The organism is Tateyamaria rhodophyticola (assembly GCF_047777875.1).
Lineage (GTDB): Bacteria > Pseudomonadota > Alphaproteobacteria > Rhodobacterales > Rhodobacteraceae > Tateyamaria.
Map to the genome: position 1 here is coordinate 2,819,251 of NZ_CP180519.1, position 14,770 is coordinate 2,834,020.

Annotated in this window: 13 protein-coding genes and 1 tRNA gene; 7 read left to right on the plus strand and 7 right to left on the minus strand. The window is 62.4% G+C overall.

Features of this window, described 5'->3' with window-relative positions; all coding sequences use genetic code 11:
• Positions 1-2: 2 nt before the first annotated feature.
• The 4 genes from lodA to ACERHN_RS15375 form a co-directional block, all read right to left on the minus strand.
• Complete coding sequence (gene lodA / locus ACERHN_RS15360; protein ID WP_415919897.1) at positions 3-2,051, minus strand: CTQ-dependent lysine 6-oxidase LodA; 2,049 nt, start codon at positions 2,049-2,051, stop codon at positions 3-5.
• A 97-nt stretch (positions 2,052-2,148) separates the two neighbouring features.
• Positions 2,149-3,207, minus strand: coding sequence for an NAD(P)/FAD-dependent oxidoreductase (locus tag ACERHN_RS15365; protein ID WP_415919898.1), 1,059 nt, complete (start codon positions 3,205-3,207; stop codon positions 2,149-2,151).
• Positions 3,208-5,163: a LodA/GoxA family CTQ-dependent oxidase gene (locus tag ACERHN_RS15370; RefSeq protein ID WP_415919899.1), complete on the minus strand. Its 1,956-nt coding sequence runs from the start codon at positions 5,161-5,163 to the stop codon at positions 3,208-3,210.
• 705 nt (positions 5,164-5,868) lie between these two features.
• Positions 5,869-5,942 (minus strand) — tRNA-Cys (locus ACERHN_RS15375).
• 138 nt (positions 5,943-6,080) lie between these two features.
• On the opposite strand from ACERHN_RS15375, the gene ACERHN_RS15380 reads away from it, so the two are divergent.
• The 4 genes from ACERHN_RS15380 (at position 6,081) to ACERHN_RS15395 (ending at position 9,783) form a co-directional block, all read left to right on the plus strand.
• Complete coding sequence (locus tag ACERHN_RS15380; RefSeq protein WP_415922752.1) at positions 6,081-6,734, plus strand: protein-L-isoaspartate O-methyltransferase family protein; 654 nt, start codon at positions 6,081-6,083, stop codon at positions 6,732-6,734.
• 24 nt (positions 6,735-6,758) lie between these two features.
• Positions 6,759-8,186, plus strand: coding sequence for a TolC family outer membrane protein (locus ACERHN_RS15385; RefSeq protein WP_415919900.1), 1,428 nt, complete (start codon positions 6,759-6,761; stop codon positions 8,184-8,186).
• Positions 8,187-8,258: 72 nt separating this feature from the next.
• A complete protein-coding gene (locus ACERHN_RS15390) occupies positions 8,259-9,182 on the plus strand; it encodes a hypothetical protein (protein WP_415919901.1) in 924 nt (307 codons plus the stop codon).
• A gap of 22 nt (positions 9,183-9,204) precedes the next feature.
• Entirely contained in the window at positions 9,205-9,783 is a 579-nt protein-coding gene (locus ACERHN_RS15395; RefSeq protein WP_415919902.1) for a cobalamin biosynthesis protein CobQ, read from the plus strand.
• Between the two features lie 58 nt (positions 9,784-9,841).
• On the opposite strand, the gene ACERHN_RS15400 is transcribed toward ACERHN_RS15395, so the two are convergent.
• On the minus strand, positions 9,842-10,162 hold the full coding sequence (locus ACERHN_RS15400; RefSeq protein WP_039684470.1) for a DUF6280 family protein: 321 nt from the start codon (positions 10,160-10,162) through the stop codon (positions 9,842-9,844).
• Between the two features lie 219 nt (positions 10,163-10,381).
• On the opposite strand from ACERHN_RS15400, the gene efp reads away from it, so the two are divergent.
• Both efp and ACERHN_RS15410 read left to right on the plus strand, forming a co-directional pair.
• Entirely contained in the window at positions 10,382-10,945 is a 564-nt protein-coding gene (gene efp, locus ACERHN_RS15405) for an elongation factor P (RefSeq protein WP_415919903.1), read from the plus strand.
• 119 nt (positions 10,946-11,064) lie between these two features.
• The gene (locus ACERHN_RS15410) at positions 11,065-11,322 is read left to right on the plus strand and encodes a hypothetical protein (protein WP_415919904.1); all 258 of its coding nucleotides are present in this window, start codon (positions 11,065-11,067) and stop codon (positions 11,320-11,322) included.
• A gap of 34 nt (positions 11,323-11,356) precedes the next feature.
• Here ACERHN_RS15410 and ACERHN_RS15415 read toward each other — a convergent pair whose 3' ends face one another.
• Positions 11,357-12,094, minus strand: coding sequence for a YgfZ/GcvT domain-containing protein (locus ACERHN_RS15415; RefSeq protein ID WP_415919905.1), 738 nt, complete (start codon positions 12,092-12,094; stop codon positions 11,357-11,359).
• A 68-nt stretch (positions 12,095-12,162) separates the two neighbouring features.
• Between ACERHN_RS15415 and ACERHN_RS15420 the strand changes: the two genes are divergently transcribed.
• Positions 12,163-12,831 carry a TIGR04283 family arsenosugar biosynthesis glycosyltransferase gene (locus ACERHN_RS15420; RefSeq protein ID WP_415919906.1) on the plus strand — a complete coding sequence of 223 codons (669 nt, stop codon included), beginning with the start codon at positions 12,163-12,165 and terminating at the stop codon, positions 12,829-12,831.
• Here ACERHN_RS15420 and ACERHN_RS15425 read toward each other — a convergent pair.
• A complete protein-coding gene (locus tag ACERHN_RS15425; RefSeq protein WP_415922753.1) occupies positions 12,828-14,678 on the minus strand; it encodes an ABC transporter ATP-binding protein in 1,851 nt (616 codons plus the stop codon). The two genes, ACERHN_RS15420 and ACERHN_RS15425, sit on opposite strands and share 4 nt — an antisense overlap.
• Positions 14,679-14,770 lie beyond the last annotated feature (92 nt).

A 14,770-nucleotide genomic window follows, 5' to 3' on the forward strand; every position in this document is an offset into this window, starting at 1 on the left:
GATCAGCTTTTGGCCGCCGTTGAGGCCGCCGCAGCGGCACTTGCGATATCGGTGATATGCGCCTGCGCCAGTTGACCAAAGTTACGCTCGGTCTCCACGATATAGGGCACCTCTTCGGTGCCCCGATTGAGCAGGAAGCCCAGCATGAACCAGCTGTCGATCATCTTCTGGGCCGAGTCTATGCCGCGCTGAAATTCGACATTCTGGCCCTGGGGGATGATCGTCTGGCCGTCGATATCGCTGACAAAGGCGTCCAGCACCTGATCCTGCGGCGACACGGTGCCGGTGGTGACATTGAACGGGCTTTGTGGCGGCCACCAGTAGACATAGAACGCCGGTGGCACCTCGATCCCGGAGCCATCGGCCAACTGGTTGACGTGGATGTTCGAGATGTTGGGCGTCTGCACCGTGCATTCGTGGAAATCGGCCATCCACGGGATCGCCATCCGCTTGGTCAGGTCGCCGGGTTCGCACCCGCCGCCTTCGCATTCGTTGCGCTCGGTGTGCAGGCCCTTTTCGGCATAATGTTCCTGCATCTTGTCAAAGCCGTCTTTGGCATGGGCCAGCTTGAGGTGCAGCGGCCCGTCGTAAATCGCCGCACTGCGCACGCTCCAGGTGACTTCGATGCCGGGGCTGAAGGGGGCGCCGACACAGTTGCTGGCATCCACACGGTCGAGGTGATCCGCTTGGTCCAGAGGTTCCGGCGCGTCATTGGTGAACCACCCGCGGGCCCATTGATAGAGGTAGAAATATTGCGTTGGCGACAGGGTCTCGAACTTGTAGATCGGCCCGGTATTGGTGACCGAATTGTCGCCGGAATTGAGCGGCATCATCGGCAGCCCCGACAGCGTGTCGGGATCGTTGTCCTTGAGCGCATAGAGCTGGCCCGGACCCTTGGACATGGTCGCATAATATGTGTCGTAGTCCTTGGGCAGGAGCGGCATGCGGAACATCTCGAAATAGCGCATCCTGTGCGCCATGTTCGCATCGCTGGAGTCGCGCACGTCGAATTTCGGGTTCGCAAAATCGTCCATCGTGGGCACGTTCGCCACGTATTTATAAAGGCCCATCCGTTCGATGATCGGTTTGACGTCGCGGTCGAAATTCACCACGTGATCGGGGTCGAACCCTTGCAGCGGGGTGTAGCCGTTGCGCGGATCAACGGGCCATTCATCGCTGGTCTTGCCACCGGGAAAGATGTCGGGCCGCGCGCCGTTCTTGCGGATGGCCACGTCCTCCATCGTGTCGGCCAGCGTGGTGATATTGACGATCTCGGGCGCGTATTTCGGGCTGCCCACGACAAGCCATGCGGCATCCGTTTCAATCACATCGCCACTGGTCAGCTTGATCCGGGCAAAGACATAGCCGTCCGCGATGTCGTCCCAATACCCCGCAGCGCCGCGAAAGCTGTCGATCTGTGCGCTGCCGGTGACGCGCCCGAACCCGCCGAGCGCGACCAGATTGCCATCGGCGTCCATCTTCAACTCGCCCAGCGTGTCGATCTGCTGGCCACCGTTGGACGGGTCGGGGAAGGACCCGCGTTCATACGTATCGGGGATGTTGTAGCGTGAAAACGATGCGTGCGGGTGCTTGTGCGTGACCCGTCGGGGGCCGGGATCGATGATCAGCTTCTGACGCTTTTTCTTGTGCGTCACGTCCGGGTTGTTCAGCGGCACGTGGTTGTGCTTGTAGCTGTTGCCCTTGCCAAATTCGAGATCACCGATCAGTTCGGAAAAGGTATACCAGACGGGTTTCTTGTTGGCGATGTGGCCCACCCATTCGATATGTTCGATGTCTTCGTCATGCACGGTGATCTGCGTGGCCGTGCCGCTGTCGTCGCGCTTGAACAGACGGAATTTCGCGGCCTGACGTTTGATTGCGCCGACGCTGTCCTTGAACTGTGTGACCGGCGGCGCGTCCTTGATTTCATTGCCATCTGCGTCGCACGCGACCGGCAGGCCACCGGTTTCCGTTGGTGCGAGGTAGAAATCGGTGATGCTGTTGCCAAGGCGCGCAACCCCGATGCGCGGGTGGATTTCATAAGACTGCAATCTGTGTACTCCCTTGAAATATGGTACGAAAAATCGGCGCCCCAAACGGGCAGTACTCTTTGAATAGGATCAGCTTGCACCGGATCACTGCTTCTACTCAAGCGGGAACTGGGCTTGCCTCTTTCTTTTGTGCGTGCGGCGCGGCGCGGGTGTTCCAGAAGGGCGTGTCAAAGGGGCGGGCGGCGTATTGCAGGTGCGTGGCGGCGTGGGTGCGTTCTGCCGTCTGTACGCAAAGCATGGCATAGGTCCGGGCGGCGTCTGCGTCACCCGCCAGCGTGTCCGCCGCCGCGTGCCCGGCAAAGAACCCGGCAGAGAGCGCGTTGAACAGACCCTGAGAGGCGATGGGATCAAAGGAGGCAGAGGCGTCCCCCGTCGCCAACCACCCGGCACCAAAGGGTGTGTCGATCACGGCGCTGCGGCTGTCCATCAGGCGTGGGCGAGGGGCAGCTCCGCGCACGTCGATGCAGGTGAGGGTGCGCGCAGCCGTGTCCAGACATGGGGCCGGGTTGGCGTGGATGCCCTTGGCGCGGCTGGCCTCGGTCATAAAGCCCAGCGTGGCTCCCGTCGCGGCGGGCACCAGGTACCACCACCCGTCCGGCGCGGCCTCGGCCAACATGCGTGCGCCCGTGTGCTCCGGCATATGCCACGTGACGGCCACCAGATCCTGCCCATGCAAAGCCGTCGCGCCCTGTTTCCGGGCGATGGACCCGGCGCGTCCGGTTGCATCAATGACAAAGCGGGCGCGGATGTCCGCCGCGCCTGACAGGCACAGGGTCCAGCCATCGCTGCCACGCTGCTGTGACAGGATGCGCGCCGTGACAACCGGAATATCGAGGCCAGTGACACGGGCCACCATGTCATGCGCCAACAGGGACCGGTCCACGCCCCAGCCATGCAGGCCAAGGCCCGGATGCGCCCCGTGCCCGTGTGTGCCCCAAACGCTGACGACATCCTCGATCACGCGCGCAGTATGCAGCACATGGCCCAGCCCCAAACGCGTGACGATGGCCGCAGCACCCTGCGGCAGCAATTCTGCCCGCTGTGTTGACAGGCCACCGGTGCTGTCGACAACCACGGCGTCGACGCCGCGTTCGGCCAGCGCAATGGCGACGGCAAGCCCCGCAGGCCCGCCACCGGCAATCACGACATCGCGCACCTAGACCTCTCCGCGATCAAGACGTTCAAAGGTTGCAGGCTCATCGCCATCGGGCACCGCGCCCAACCGCATGGCAATCGCTTCTTCTTCGAGCTTGAGCGCAATAACGTTCTGCGCCAGCTTGAGGCTCGGGTCACCCTTGGTAAACTCCGGCGCGCGTCCGGTTTCCACCCAACACGGGTCCGGCAGGCCGGAGCCTTCGGGCGGCGTGTGCGCCTCCACCAAACCGGTCATCCACCATTTGTGCACCATGTTGTTGATGCGATCGGCATAACCGGTGCCCTGCAGGTCGCGCAGCCAGAAGCGGCGGTTGCCGAAATGGCGTTGCACCTGCATCGGGGCAAGACCGGGCGTGGTCGCGATGGTATAGGCCTCGATCGGCAGCACCTGATTGGGCACACGCGCCCCCCAGAAGCTGGGCGAGCTGAGATAGAGGCTCGGCGTGTAGACCAGACCCGAATTGCACGACGCCTCATCCGTTTGCCACGGCACACCCATCCAGCGGGTCAGGCTGCCTGCGCCGGATGGGCCCCATGGCCCGTCATGGGCCAACGCCTGCTCCTGCGTCAGCTGCGGGCCATAGTCCTGACGGACACGCTCACCCTCTGGCAGATTGCGCAGACGGTATGGCATGTCCGGGTTCCACATCGAGGCAAGGCGCATGGGCCAGGTCAGCTCGATCCCCGGATGGAACGGCCCGCCCAGGCATTCGTGCAACGCCGCGCGGTCCAGCTCGCGCGGTTGATCCGCCACGGGGATGTCAGCGAATGCCGGGATGGTCGGGAACCCGTCCCAGTCACTTTCGAAATCACCATGCGCCCACGCCTCCAGATGGCGGTACTGCGTCTTGGTCAGGAACAGATCCTCGCGCGCCGGATTGACGTATTCGCCCTTTTTCGGACCTTCGGTGTATTGATCGCCATAGGTGTCGCCGTAGAACGGCGGCAGCGCTGCGGGCTTGAGCGCTTCGGTCGCGCTGTTGCGGAACAGCTCGAACACCGACCGGCGGTAGACCTCATTATCCGCTCCCGGATCCCCGAGCAGAGAGATCACCTCCGGATCGCGCGCATCCAGCGGTGTGCCTTGCCCGGCAAGCAGCAGGATGCCATCGGTCACCCATTGGTGCCCCGTCATGCGGTCAAAGATCGGCCAGATGTCGCGGGTGAAACTTGTGTGCGTCGGCGGCTCGAGGATGCCTTCGTGGAAAAACAGATCCCGCACCACATCGTCCATCGTCACCACACCAAAGAGGCCGGGCCCGAAATTCGGCGGGGCGACGATCACGTGGGCCGGCGTGGCCTCAAACGTCTTGCCCCCCAGGGTGACAGAGGCCCGCACCGGCCCGTCACAGGTATCATCGTGCCAGCCGTCATTGTTAGCAAAGGTCGTAGGCTGCGTGCCGGGCACAAGCGGTTCCGATTTTCCGCGCCCGCCAAAAAACATCAGCCGCCCGGCGTCATCCGTCTGCAATTCGCCCAGATACACGGGTTTGCCGAAAAAGGTGCCATCGTCAAACGGCGCCGACACCGCGTTGCAGCCCGAGATGTGTCGCATGCTGGGCCGGATGCTCAGCCGCTCCCGGTCATCCCCGTTGAAATTCGCGTTCCTCTTGGACGGCTCAAACACCTGATCGGGCGGCAGGTCCATGCAGTGCAGAAAGTCGTACCATCCGGCCTTGAGGTTCGCGACCTCGACACGCCAGTTGATGTCCGCCTCGTCCGCCGTCAATTCGCGCACTTCGCCCGAGGTCAGCGTGGCATAGATGCGAAACCGCGCGACCTGCCGCTTCATATGTCCATCTGCGTCACGGTAGCCGTCCGGGTCCTGCGGCGTCTGGCCAATGACCTCTGGCGCAAGGATATAGCCTTCTTCGGCATTGCCCACACGTGCCACGCCAATGGCGGGGTGTATGGCAATGCTCTCGATATCGTCCGGATGCATAAGCGGATCTCCCATCAATGTTTTGGTACTGAAATGACCGGCGCGGCAAAAAACGGGCCGCAAAGGAATCGTAAGATGGGTTCACGTTAGGCGAGAATTTCAATTTGCGATAGTTAAACCGAGAGGGTCCCGTCCGGCGCAGGTGTGCAGCGCCTGTTGCGGGCAAGACAGGTGAAAGCGCGCGATGCCCCGGCAAACGCGTCTCGGGACGTCCGTCGCGCGCAAGATGTTCACTTCAAGCCGATCAATTGGTGTAAGACACTCCATGTGATCACATATTCGCTGGCACCAGAAGCCAGTGCGCGCGTGTACCTTTGCTCTGCGGTTTCCAGCTGCGGTGGTATGCGGATCGGACAACGGAACGACCCACCCCTTGTGAACTTCCATCGCCACACACCCCCCGTTTGAAACGACATGGGGACGGCCCATCGCCCTGTTACACCACTTTTGCTCAGCGACCGTGACCGCTTGGCCTCTGACAAGCGCTTCACTGTTGCAGAACCTGGCTGGGCACGCTGCTGCAAAGTAAATATGCCTTCTACGACAGTAAGTCACAAAGGAGCTTGGGATGGGGCATGCAGGACAGCCGCATCAACTGCTTTATGCGCACAAAACGGCTGCAAAAAGAAACGCGCCGCGAACCGAATTGAAACAGAATGAAAATCCGATGCCGGAATTTGGAGTCTGTATGCAGAGTGGGAAGCAAACTCCGGGAAAGACTGGAGGCGAGTACCGGAATCGAACCGGTGTACACGGATTTGCAATCCGCTGCGTCACCACTCCGCCAACTCGCCTCACGTGGTGTGGCGTCGGCGATAACTTATCCTCGGGGGCCTTGCAAGTGCGCGGCTGAGCTTTTGCCGCGTTGCTCCCGTGCATAATCTATGGCACATCGGGTAGAACAGGATTCTGAACGGATGAGTTTAGTTGAGATGACCGACTTTGCAGCCCGGCGCACGATGATGGTGGACACTCAGGTGCGCCCGTCAGATGTCACGAAATTCCCCATCATTGACGCTATGCTATCCGTGAAACGCGAGGATTTCGTGCCGTCGGCGCTGCGTGAGGCGGCGTATATGGGCGAAAACCTTGATCTGGGCGGCGGGCGCGTGATGCTGGAGCCGCGGACGCTGGCCAAGATGCTGGATGCGCTCGACATTGCGCGGGATGAACTGGTTCTCGATGTGGCGGCCGGGTACGGATATTCCTCTGCCGTCATGGCGCATATGGCCGAGGCGGTCGTGGCACTCGAAGAAGACGAGGCGATGGCCCGGGACGCGCAGGATGCGTTGATGGAAGCCGGTGCGGACAATGTGATCACGCATGTCGGCGCGCTGACGGCGGGTGCCTCGGAACATGGGCCATATGACGTCATCGTCATTCAGGGCGGTGTGAGCCATGTGTCGGACACTCTGCTGGCACAGCTCAAAGATGGTGGGCGGATTGCGGCGCTGTTCGTGGACGGCGCGCTTGGCGAGGTGCGCATCGGATACAAGCTGGATGGCGTAATGACATGGCGGCGGGCGTTCAACGCCGGTGCGCCGGTGATCGCGGGCTTTGAGCGTCACGCGAAATTTCAACTCTAGGCACAATTTCAGAGGGCGGGTCACATGCGGCTGAAACGGGATCGACAAGGTGCGGGTCGCTGGATGGCCGGGGTTGCGCTCGCGATGGGGTTGGTCGCGGGCACGGCACAGGCCAATTCGCTGGCGGATGCGTTGGTCGGTGCGTATGGGCACAGCGGTCTGATTGATCAAAACCGCGCATTGCTGCGGGCGGCGGACGAAGATGTCGCGATCGCGGCCTCCACGTTGAAGCCGATCATCAACTGGAGCGCGGATATTGACCGCCGCTTTGGCAACAGCACGTCGTCGCAAACCGGCGGCCAGTCTGTCAGCCTGAGCCAGACCACCGTGTCGCTGGGCATCAATGCGTCACTGCAGCTCTTTGACGGCGGCGCGGACGCGTCGCGCGTCGAGGCAACCAAGGAAACGGTACTGGCCACCCGCGCCAGCCTGGTGAACGTTGAACAGCAGGTGCTGTTACGCGCGGCGACCGCCTATTTCAACGTGATCCGCCAGCAGGAATTTGTATCGCTGAGCCGGAACAACCTGCGCCTTCTTCAGCAGGAGTTGCGGGCGGCACAGGACCGGTTCGATGTCGGCGAAGTGACGCGGACAGACGTATCGCTGGCCCAGGCAGCCGTGGCGCAAGCCCGGAGCAACCTCGCGGGATCCGAACGTGATCTGGTGCAGGCGCAGGCCGAGTTTACCAATGTCGTGGGCCGCGCGCCTGGTCGCCTGAGCGGCCTGCCGCGATTGCCGCAGGTGGAAACGGTTGTGGACCGGGCGCAGGCGGTTGCGGTCCGGACGCACCCGGATCTGACGCAGGCGCGGCATCAGGTGTCGGCCAGCGAATTGCTGGCCACGGCGGCGGGGCAGGACATGAACCCGACCATCAGCCTTGATGGGCAACTGGCCGTGTCCGAGGAATTCGGTGCGGTCGATTCGACCAACAGCGCCACCGTCGGTCTCAGCGTGACGGGCCCGATTTATCGCGGTGGACAGCTTTTCGCCGTTGAGCGTCAGGCATTTGCAAATCGGGACGCCGCACGCGGCAATCTGCACAATGTGCGCCATATCGTGCAGCAGGATGTGGTGAATGCCATTTCCAACCTTGTGGCGGCGCGGGCCAGCCTTGCTGCGTCCGAACGTCAGATCCGGGCGGCGCGTGTCGCTTTCCAGGGTGTCCGCGAAGAGGCGACACTGGGCGCCCGGACCACGCTGGATGTACTGGACGCGGAACAGGACCTGCTTGATGCGGAGACGAACCGCATCTCGGCGCAGGCCGATCAGTATATCGCGTCCTACGCCGTGCTCGAATCGATGGGCCTGCTGACCGCCGAGCGCTTGCGCCTGCCGGTGCAGCGTTATGATCCGACCGCGTATTACAACCTGGTCAAGGACGGACCTGCCAAACTGTCCAAGCAGGGACGCCAGTTGGACCGTATCATTCGAAGCCTGACGCCGGAAGATTAAGGTTTTCAGCATCCTGTTGTGCGACTCTCATCCACGATGTAGACTTCGCGGTGAGGTGAGAGTGGTAGAAGCATGTCCGATCCCATGACAAATGCGGAGGTGGAAGACGTCCTGTCGTCAATCCGCCGTCTTGTGTCCGATGACAAACCGGCGGAACCGGCCGAAGAACCTGCGGCGGCCAATGACCGGCTGGTGCTGACGCCATCGCTGCGTGTGATGGACGACGATACACCCCAAGAGGAGGCGCACGAAGAGGATGCGCCCACGGCTGATGAAGCCACGTTTCAGGCGGATCTGGATGCGTTGATCGAAACGGTGGAAGCCGCCGACGTTGACGTGCCCGAAACGGTTGAGCCTGATGCACCCGCGTCGGATGACACGGCGGATGACGCATGGGCGGATATGCCCGAAGCTGACGCGGCCACCGCAGGTGCGGATTGGGTCGAAGAGGTCGACACGGGCTACGCCGAAGAGGCCGTCCATGCAGACGCTGAACAGGCCGACACCGCAGACGCCGAAGAGGTCTATGCAGAAGCAGAAGCGTTTGAGGCCGACCCTGTCGCGGAGGAGGCAGCCGATGCCGCACCGGACAGTGTGGACGAAGACCGCTCGCTCAGCGACAAGATCGCCGCGCTCGAAACGCTGATTGCCGGACGCGCGGACGAGTGGGAACCGGATGATGCGGGCACGGATGCCTATGCGGGCACCGAACCGCCAACCATGGAATGGGAAGACGCGGATGTGGAGCCATCGCCGCAGCCCACATTTGCCCACCATGCCCACACGTCGCCCGAGCCTGAGCCCGCCGCCGATCCGGAGGCACAGATATTCTCCAGCGACGAAGACGTCCTGGACGAAGACGCGCTGCGCGACCTGATCTCTGACATCGTGCGCGAAGAATTGCAGGGCGCACTGGGCGAGCGGATCACGCGCAATGTCCGCAAGCTGGTGCGGCGCGAAATCCACCGGGCGCTGGCCGCACAGGACCTCGAATGACGGATAACCGGGCGACGGGTCGGTGAACACGCCCGCGCATCTGCTTGTGGGGGCCGCCCTGTTTGGGCGTCCGGGAACATCCAAAATCGTCGGCGCCGCCCTTATCGGCGGGCTTCTTCCCGACCTGTCGCTTTATCTGCTGGCGGGCACGTCGCTGTTCCTTCTGAACATTTCGCCGCAACGCGTGTTCAACGAGCTCTACTTTTCCGACGCGTGGCAAACGGTGTTTGCCATCGACAATTCGTTTGTGGTCTGGGGACTGCTTCTGTTGGTTGCGCTGTGGCGCACATCGGGGTGGGGCGTGGCACTGACGGGGGCGGCGCTGTTGCATCTGGCGCTGGATTTCCCGCTGCATCACGACGACGGGCGCCCGCATTTCTGGCCGATCACCTCATGGGTGTTTGAAAGCCCGTTCAGCTATTGGGACCGTGCGCATGGTGCGATGTGGATCGCCCCCATCGAAGCGGCAGTTGCGGTAGGGGCGACCGTGTTGATCTGGCTTTGGCGCGTGCCGATCTGGGCACGGATCTTGTCGCTTGTCCTGCTGGCGGCGGAAATCTGGGTCGTGCGCCAGTGGCTGTTCTTTTTCGTAGACAGCTGAGCCCAAACAAAAACGCGCCCGAAAGGGCGCGCTCTTGATCGATCGAATTGAAACGGGATCAGGCGGCTTCGGCCTGCTGTGCCGCATTGCGGCGCTCCGATTCCTCGCGGCTCAGCGCGACGGAGGTCCGCACACCTTTGCCAACAAATTCCATCAGCCCTTCGACAACACGCTCATTCGGGTCGATGCCCGCACAGCTCAGCACTTCGCGCCCATCGCGCGAGCGTGCCCAGCGAGCGATTTGCTCAGGACCATTGCCATATTTTTTATCGTCGGCGATGGCGTCGTCGAGAGCAGCCAACACAACGGCTGCAAACAGTTTACGTGCACGGTTGCCTTGTTCATTGTTAAAGGCTGTGCCGTCAACGAAGTCTTTCATTCGTCGTCCTTCCTTTATTCTTGCTCTTGTGATTTCGGCGTGGCGTTCCTTATGGCGTATTCACACCGATTCGGATACCCCGAAATTGCATGGCTCCATTGCGCTGACGGCATGGCTCGCTGCAGGTGCAGCACTGCATATCGTTGTCTTGCCGGTCAGCATTCCCCGAGATATAGGGGGCATCAACTTTTGATCAACCTTTTGCCATGGTTTTGACACATGCCTAAAATTAACGGAAACGAGATCCGCCCGGGAAACGTGCTGGAGCACAATGACGGTCTGTGGGCGGCTGTGAAGGTCGACCACGTCAAGCCCGGCAAGGGCGGTGCATTCGCGCAGGTCGAGATGCGCAACCTGCGCAACGGCTCCAAGTTGAACGAACGGTTCCGCAGCGCGGACAAGGTCGAACGCGTGCGTCTGGAGCAAAAGGACCAGCAGTTCCTGTATGAGAATGACGGGATGCTCGTGTTCATGGACGCCGATACCTATGAACAGATCGAGCTTCCGGCGGAAATCCTTGGCGACCGCCGCCCGTTCCTGCAGGACGGCATGACCATCGTGGTCGAATTCTACGAGGCCGAAGCATTGAACGCGACGCTGCCGCAGAAGGTCGTGTGCAAGGTCGTAGAGACCGAACCGGTGGTCAAAGGCCAGACCGCGGCCAATTCGTTCAAGCCCGGCATTCTCGACAACGGCGTAAAGGTCATGGTGCCGCCCTTTGTGGGCCAGGACGAAGATATCGTCGTCAACACCGAGACCATGGAATACGTCGAACGCGCCTGAGCACAGGCGCGCGCGACAGCCTGTCCGTGGGCAAAGAATGCGCACTTTTGACCTGACACGGCCCAAATGGTGCCACGGTCTCATGGTTCCTCTGCTGCGATATCAGAGGGAGACGAGATATGTTGCGCAGTTTTCTGAAAGTCGGCATCGGGCTGATCCTGATGTTTGCAGGCTTGGTGCTGTACGTCGCGATGCCGCTCATCACCACAGGTTCACCAGAGACCTTGGCGGGCGCTTTGGTTGCGCTGACGCCCTATGTCGTCGTGCTTGTTGGGCTGGTGATGCTGGTCGTCGGCCTGATCCAGTTCGTTTTCCGCACCGTGCATAAAACCGTGTCGCTGGGAACGCGGGCGATGGTCCGCGGGTCCGAAGCCTGAGGCTCTGGCGGGCCCCGGCCCGCCCACGCCCGGATCAATCCCGCCGCGTCAACGTCGCGTCGCCCGCGCGCATGTCGCCGCTGGCACGGTCGAACCGCAGATAGGCAATCGCCTCATCCCCGGCTCGGGACAAGAGTGTGCCGGCAGGTTTGTCACCGGCCATAATGTCGGTGCCCGTTTCGGCCGGGCCTTCCACCTCGACGCGCGCCAAACCCTTGCGCAGGGTCGTCTTGTGCTTCATGCGCGCGGTGACCTCCTGGCCCACGTAACAGCCCTTGCGGAAATCGACGCCGTTCAGCGCCTCGAACCCCGCCTCGAGGATGAACGTGTCCGGCGTCAATTCCACGCCCGTGGCGGGGATCATGTGCGCCACGCGCCGCGCGGTCCAGTCCACGTCGTCCGCGGCAGGAGGCGCGCTGCGATAAGCGCGCCAGCCCATGCCAGTGTGGCGCGGGTCGGCAAATCCGTCTGCGGGGACATCTCCGAGGCCCCGGTGCAGGTGCAGGTCCGTATCCGCGATCGCCACATCCGCGCGCAGCTTGTACATGGTCAGCCGCTGCCGCAGCATATCCGCCTGGCCCGCGTCTGCATCCAGCAACACATCCGCACCGTCCGCCAATAGGAAGAAATCGGCCAGAAACTTGCCCTGCGGCGTCAGAAGGGCCGCATAGACCAGCCCGTCATCCACCTTATGCACATCATTTGTGACAAGGCCCTGTAAAAACGGGCGCACATCCGCACCAGACAGACGAAACACGTGGCGGTCTGACATCGTGGATTTCCTTTTCCGATCCTGTCGGTGATATAGCAATCCACGTCCAAAGCAAAAAGAGGCCGCGTGTGCCTGCTCCGATCTCTGTCATCATTCCCACGCTGAATTCCGTTGCGTGCCTGTCGGGCACGCTCGACAGTCTGGTCGAAGGGCTGGACACAGGTTTGATCGCGGAACTGATCGTGAGCGATGGGGGATCGACGGACGACACCTGCACATTGGCGGATGCATGGGGCGCACAGGTCCTGCACGGCACGGCGTCGCGTGGCGGGCAAATCCGCCGTGGCTGTGATGCGGCGCGGGGGCAATGGTTTTTGATCCTGCACAGCGATACGCAGTTGAGCCCTGGCTGGTCCTCGGCTGTGGCGGCGCATTTGGCGACGCAGGATGCAGGATACTTTCGCCTCGCCTTTGACAGGGGGGGGCGGGCCGTTGCGGGTTGGGCCAATCTGCGGGCGCGGTGGTTCGGATTGCCGTACGGGGATCAGGGGCTGCTGCTGCCGCGCAGGCTGCATGATGCCGTGGGCGGGTTTCAGGATGTGCCTCTGATGGAAGACGTGGCGATGGCGCGTGCGCTGCGGGGCCGGTTGCACAGGCTCGACGCGGTCGCCACAACCAGCGCCGAGCGCTACCGCAAGCGCGGCTGGCTGCGCCAGGGGGCGCGGAACCTGTGGCTGTTGACGCGCTACCTGTGTGGCGCGGACCCCAAGGGCCTTGCCGCAGCCTACCGCCGCTAGACGTTCCCGAAAAGCCGCGCGCGCAGCCGTGCAATCAGGCCCGCACCCGCTTCGCGCGGGAAATCCCCGCCGGTCCCAAGCGCTTCGGCCACCTGCCGGTCCACCACAGTCTTGCCGTCGCGGAACTGCAACCGGTAGAGATCGGCATAGATGCCGCCACGCGCCAACAACTCTTCGTGGTTGCCGCTGTCCTTCACTTCGCCCCGATCCATCACGACGATCTTGTCCGCCTCGCGGATCGTGGACAGCCGGTGCGCGATCACAAGCGTCGTGCGCCCGGCGGACAACCGGTCAAGCGCCGTCTGCACCACCTTCTCCGATTGCGCATCAAGCGCCGATGTCGCCTCGTCCAGCAGCAGGATCGGCGTGTCCCGCAGCAAGGCGCGGGCGATCACAACGCGCTGGCGCTGCCCCCCGGACAGTGCAGAGCCACGCGGGCCCACACGGGTGTCCAGCCCGTCGGGCAAGCCATCGACGAAATCCGATACATGCGCCGCATCCATGACTGCACGCAGGCGGTCATCTGGCACATCCGTACGGCCCAGCAGGATATTTTCGCGCAACGTTTCGTCAAACAGCAGCGCCTCCTGCGTGACCACGGAATACATGCCGCGCAGATCGGCGAGGTCGAGTTCGGTTGTTTCCACACCGCCGACACGCACCGACCCCTCCTGCGGGTCGACCAGTCGGGTCAGCAGGTTGAAGATCGTGGACTTGCCCGCACCGGACGCACCGACAAGTGCCGTGGTCTTGCCCGCTTCGGCTACGAGGCTCAGCTCCCGCAGCACCTGCGTTTCGCCATAGGTGAGCGACACGTTCTCCAGAACGATGTCCAGATCCTGTTCGGGGAGTTTCGCAGGCGTGTCGGGCGAGGTCAGCATCAAAGGCGCATCCAGCAGCTCCTTGACCCGTTCGATGGCTGCCGCCGCGGTTTGCCACAGGCCCACGATGCCGCCCAAGCGCCGCAGCGGATCAAAGGCGAAGCCCATGGCGGTAAAGAACGTCATGAATTCGCCAATCGTCTTTTCGCCAGCGATGATTTCCGATCCGCCATAGAGGATGACCGCCATGAACCCGAGACCAGAAATGATGTCGATCATCGCAGGGATCGCGGCGCCACCAAAGGCGGCGCGGGTTTCCGTGCCGATGAACCGCTTGGTCAGGTTGCGATACTGGTCGGATTGGTAGTCTTCCAGCGCGTTCAGCTTGATCTGCACGATGCCGTGGAACACCTCGTCCAGACGGGTGGACAGGTACGCGCCCAGATCGCGCGCGGTCCGTGCATAGCGCCGCACATAGCGTTGCGCCGCAGAGGCGGGCAGCACCAGCACAGGGATGCCCACACAAGCCAGCAGTGCCCAGACGGGATCCACGCTGATTGCGACGCCAAAAAGGACAAAGAGGCCAATCAGGTCGCGCCCCGCACCCGTGATGATCGCGCGCCAGACCTCGCCAACGGCACCCACATCCGCCTGCACCCGCTGGATCAGAAAGCCGGGCGGGTGTTGCTGGTGGAACGCGCCGTCCTGCAACATCATCCGGTCGAGCAGGTCGAACCGAAGTGCCGCCGAGGTGCGCAGTGCCACCTGGGTCAGGATCACCTTTTGCACAACGGACGAAAACGCCCGCACCACGAAAATCGTAATCACCATGATGCCGACCCAGATCAGCATCTGCCCATCGCCCGCAACGAACACGTCGTCAAACATCGGTTGCATCAGATAGCTGAGCGCACCCAACATCGATCCTTCGAGCACCATGAACGCAACGGCGAGCCCCATGAGGCCTGTGTGTTTTTTGAGGTAACCGTGCCAGAGCCAGCGCAGCAGCGGGCCAGAGGCGGCCATCGGTGTATCGGGGGCTTCGGGAGTGCTCACGTGGTGGGACAAAGGCGCGGGGCCATGCTCCTAGGGGCAAATTGAATGCTCTGTTTATCTGG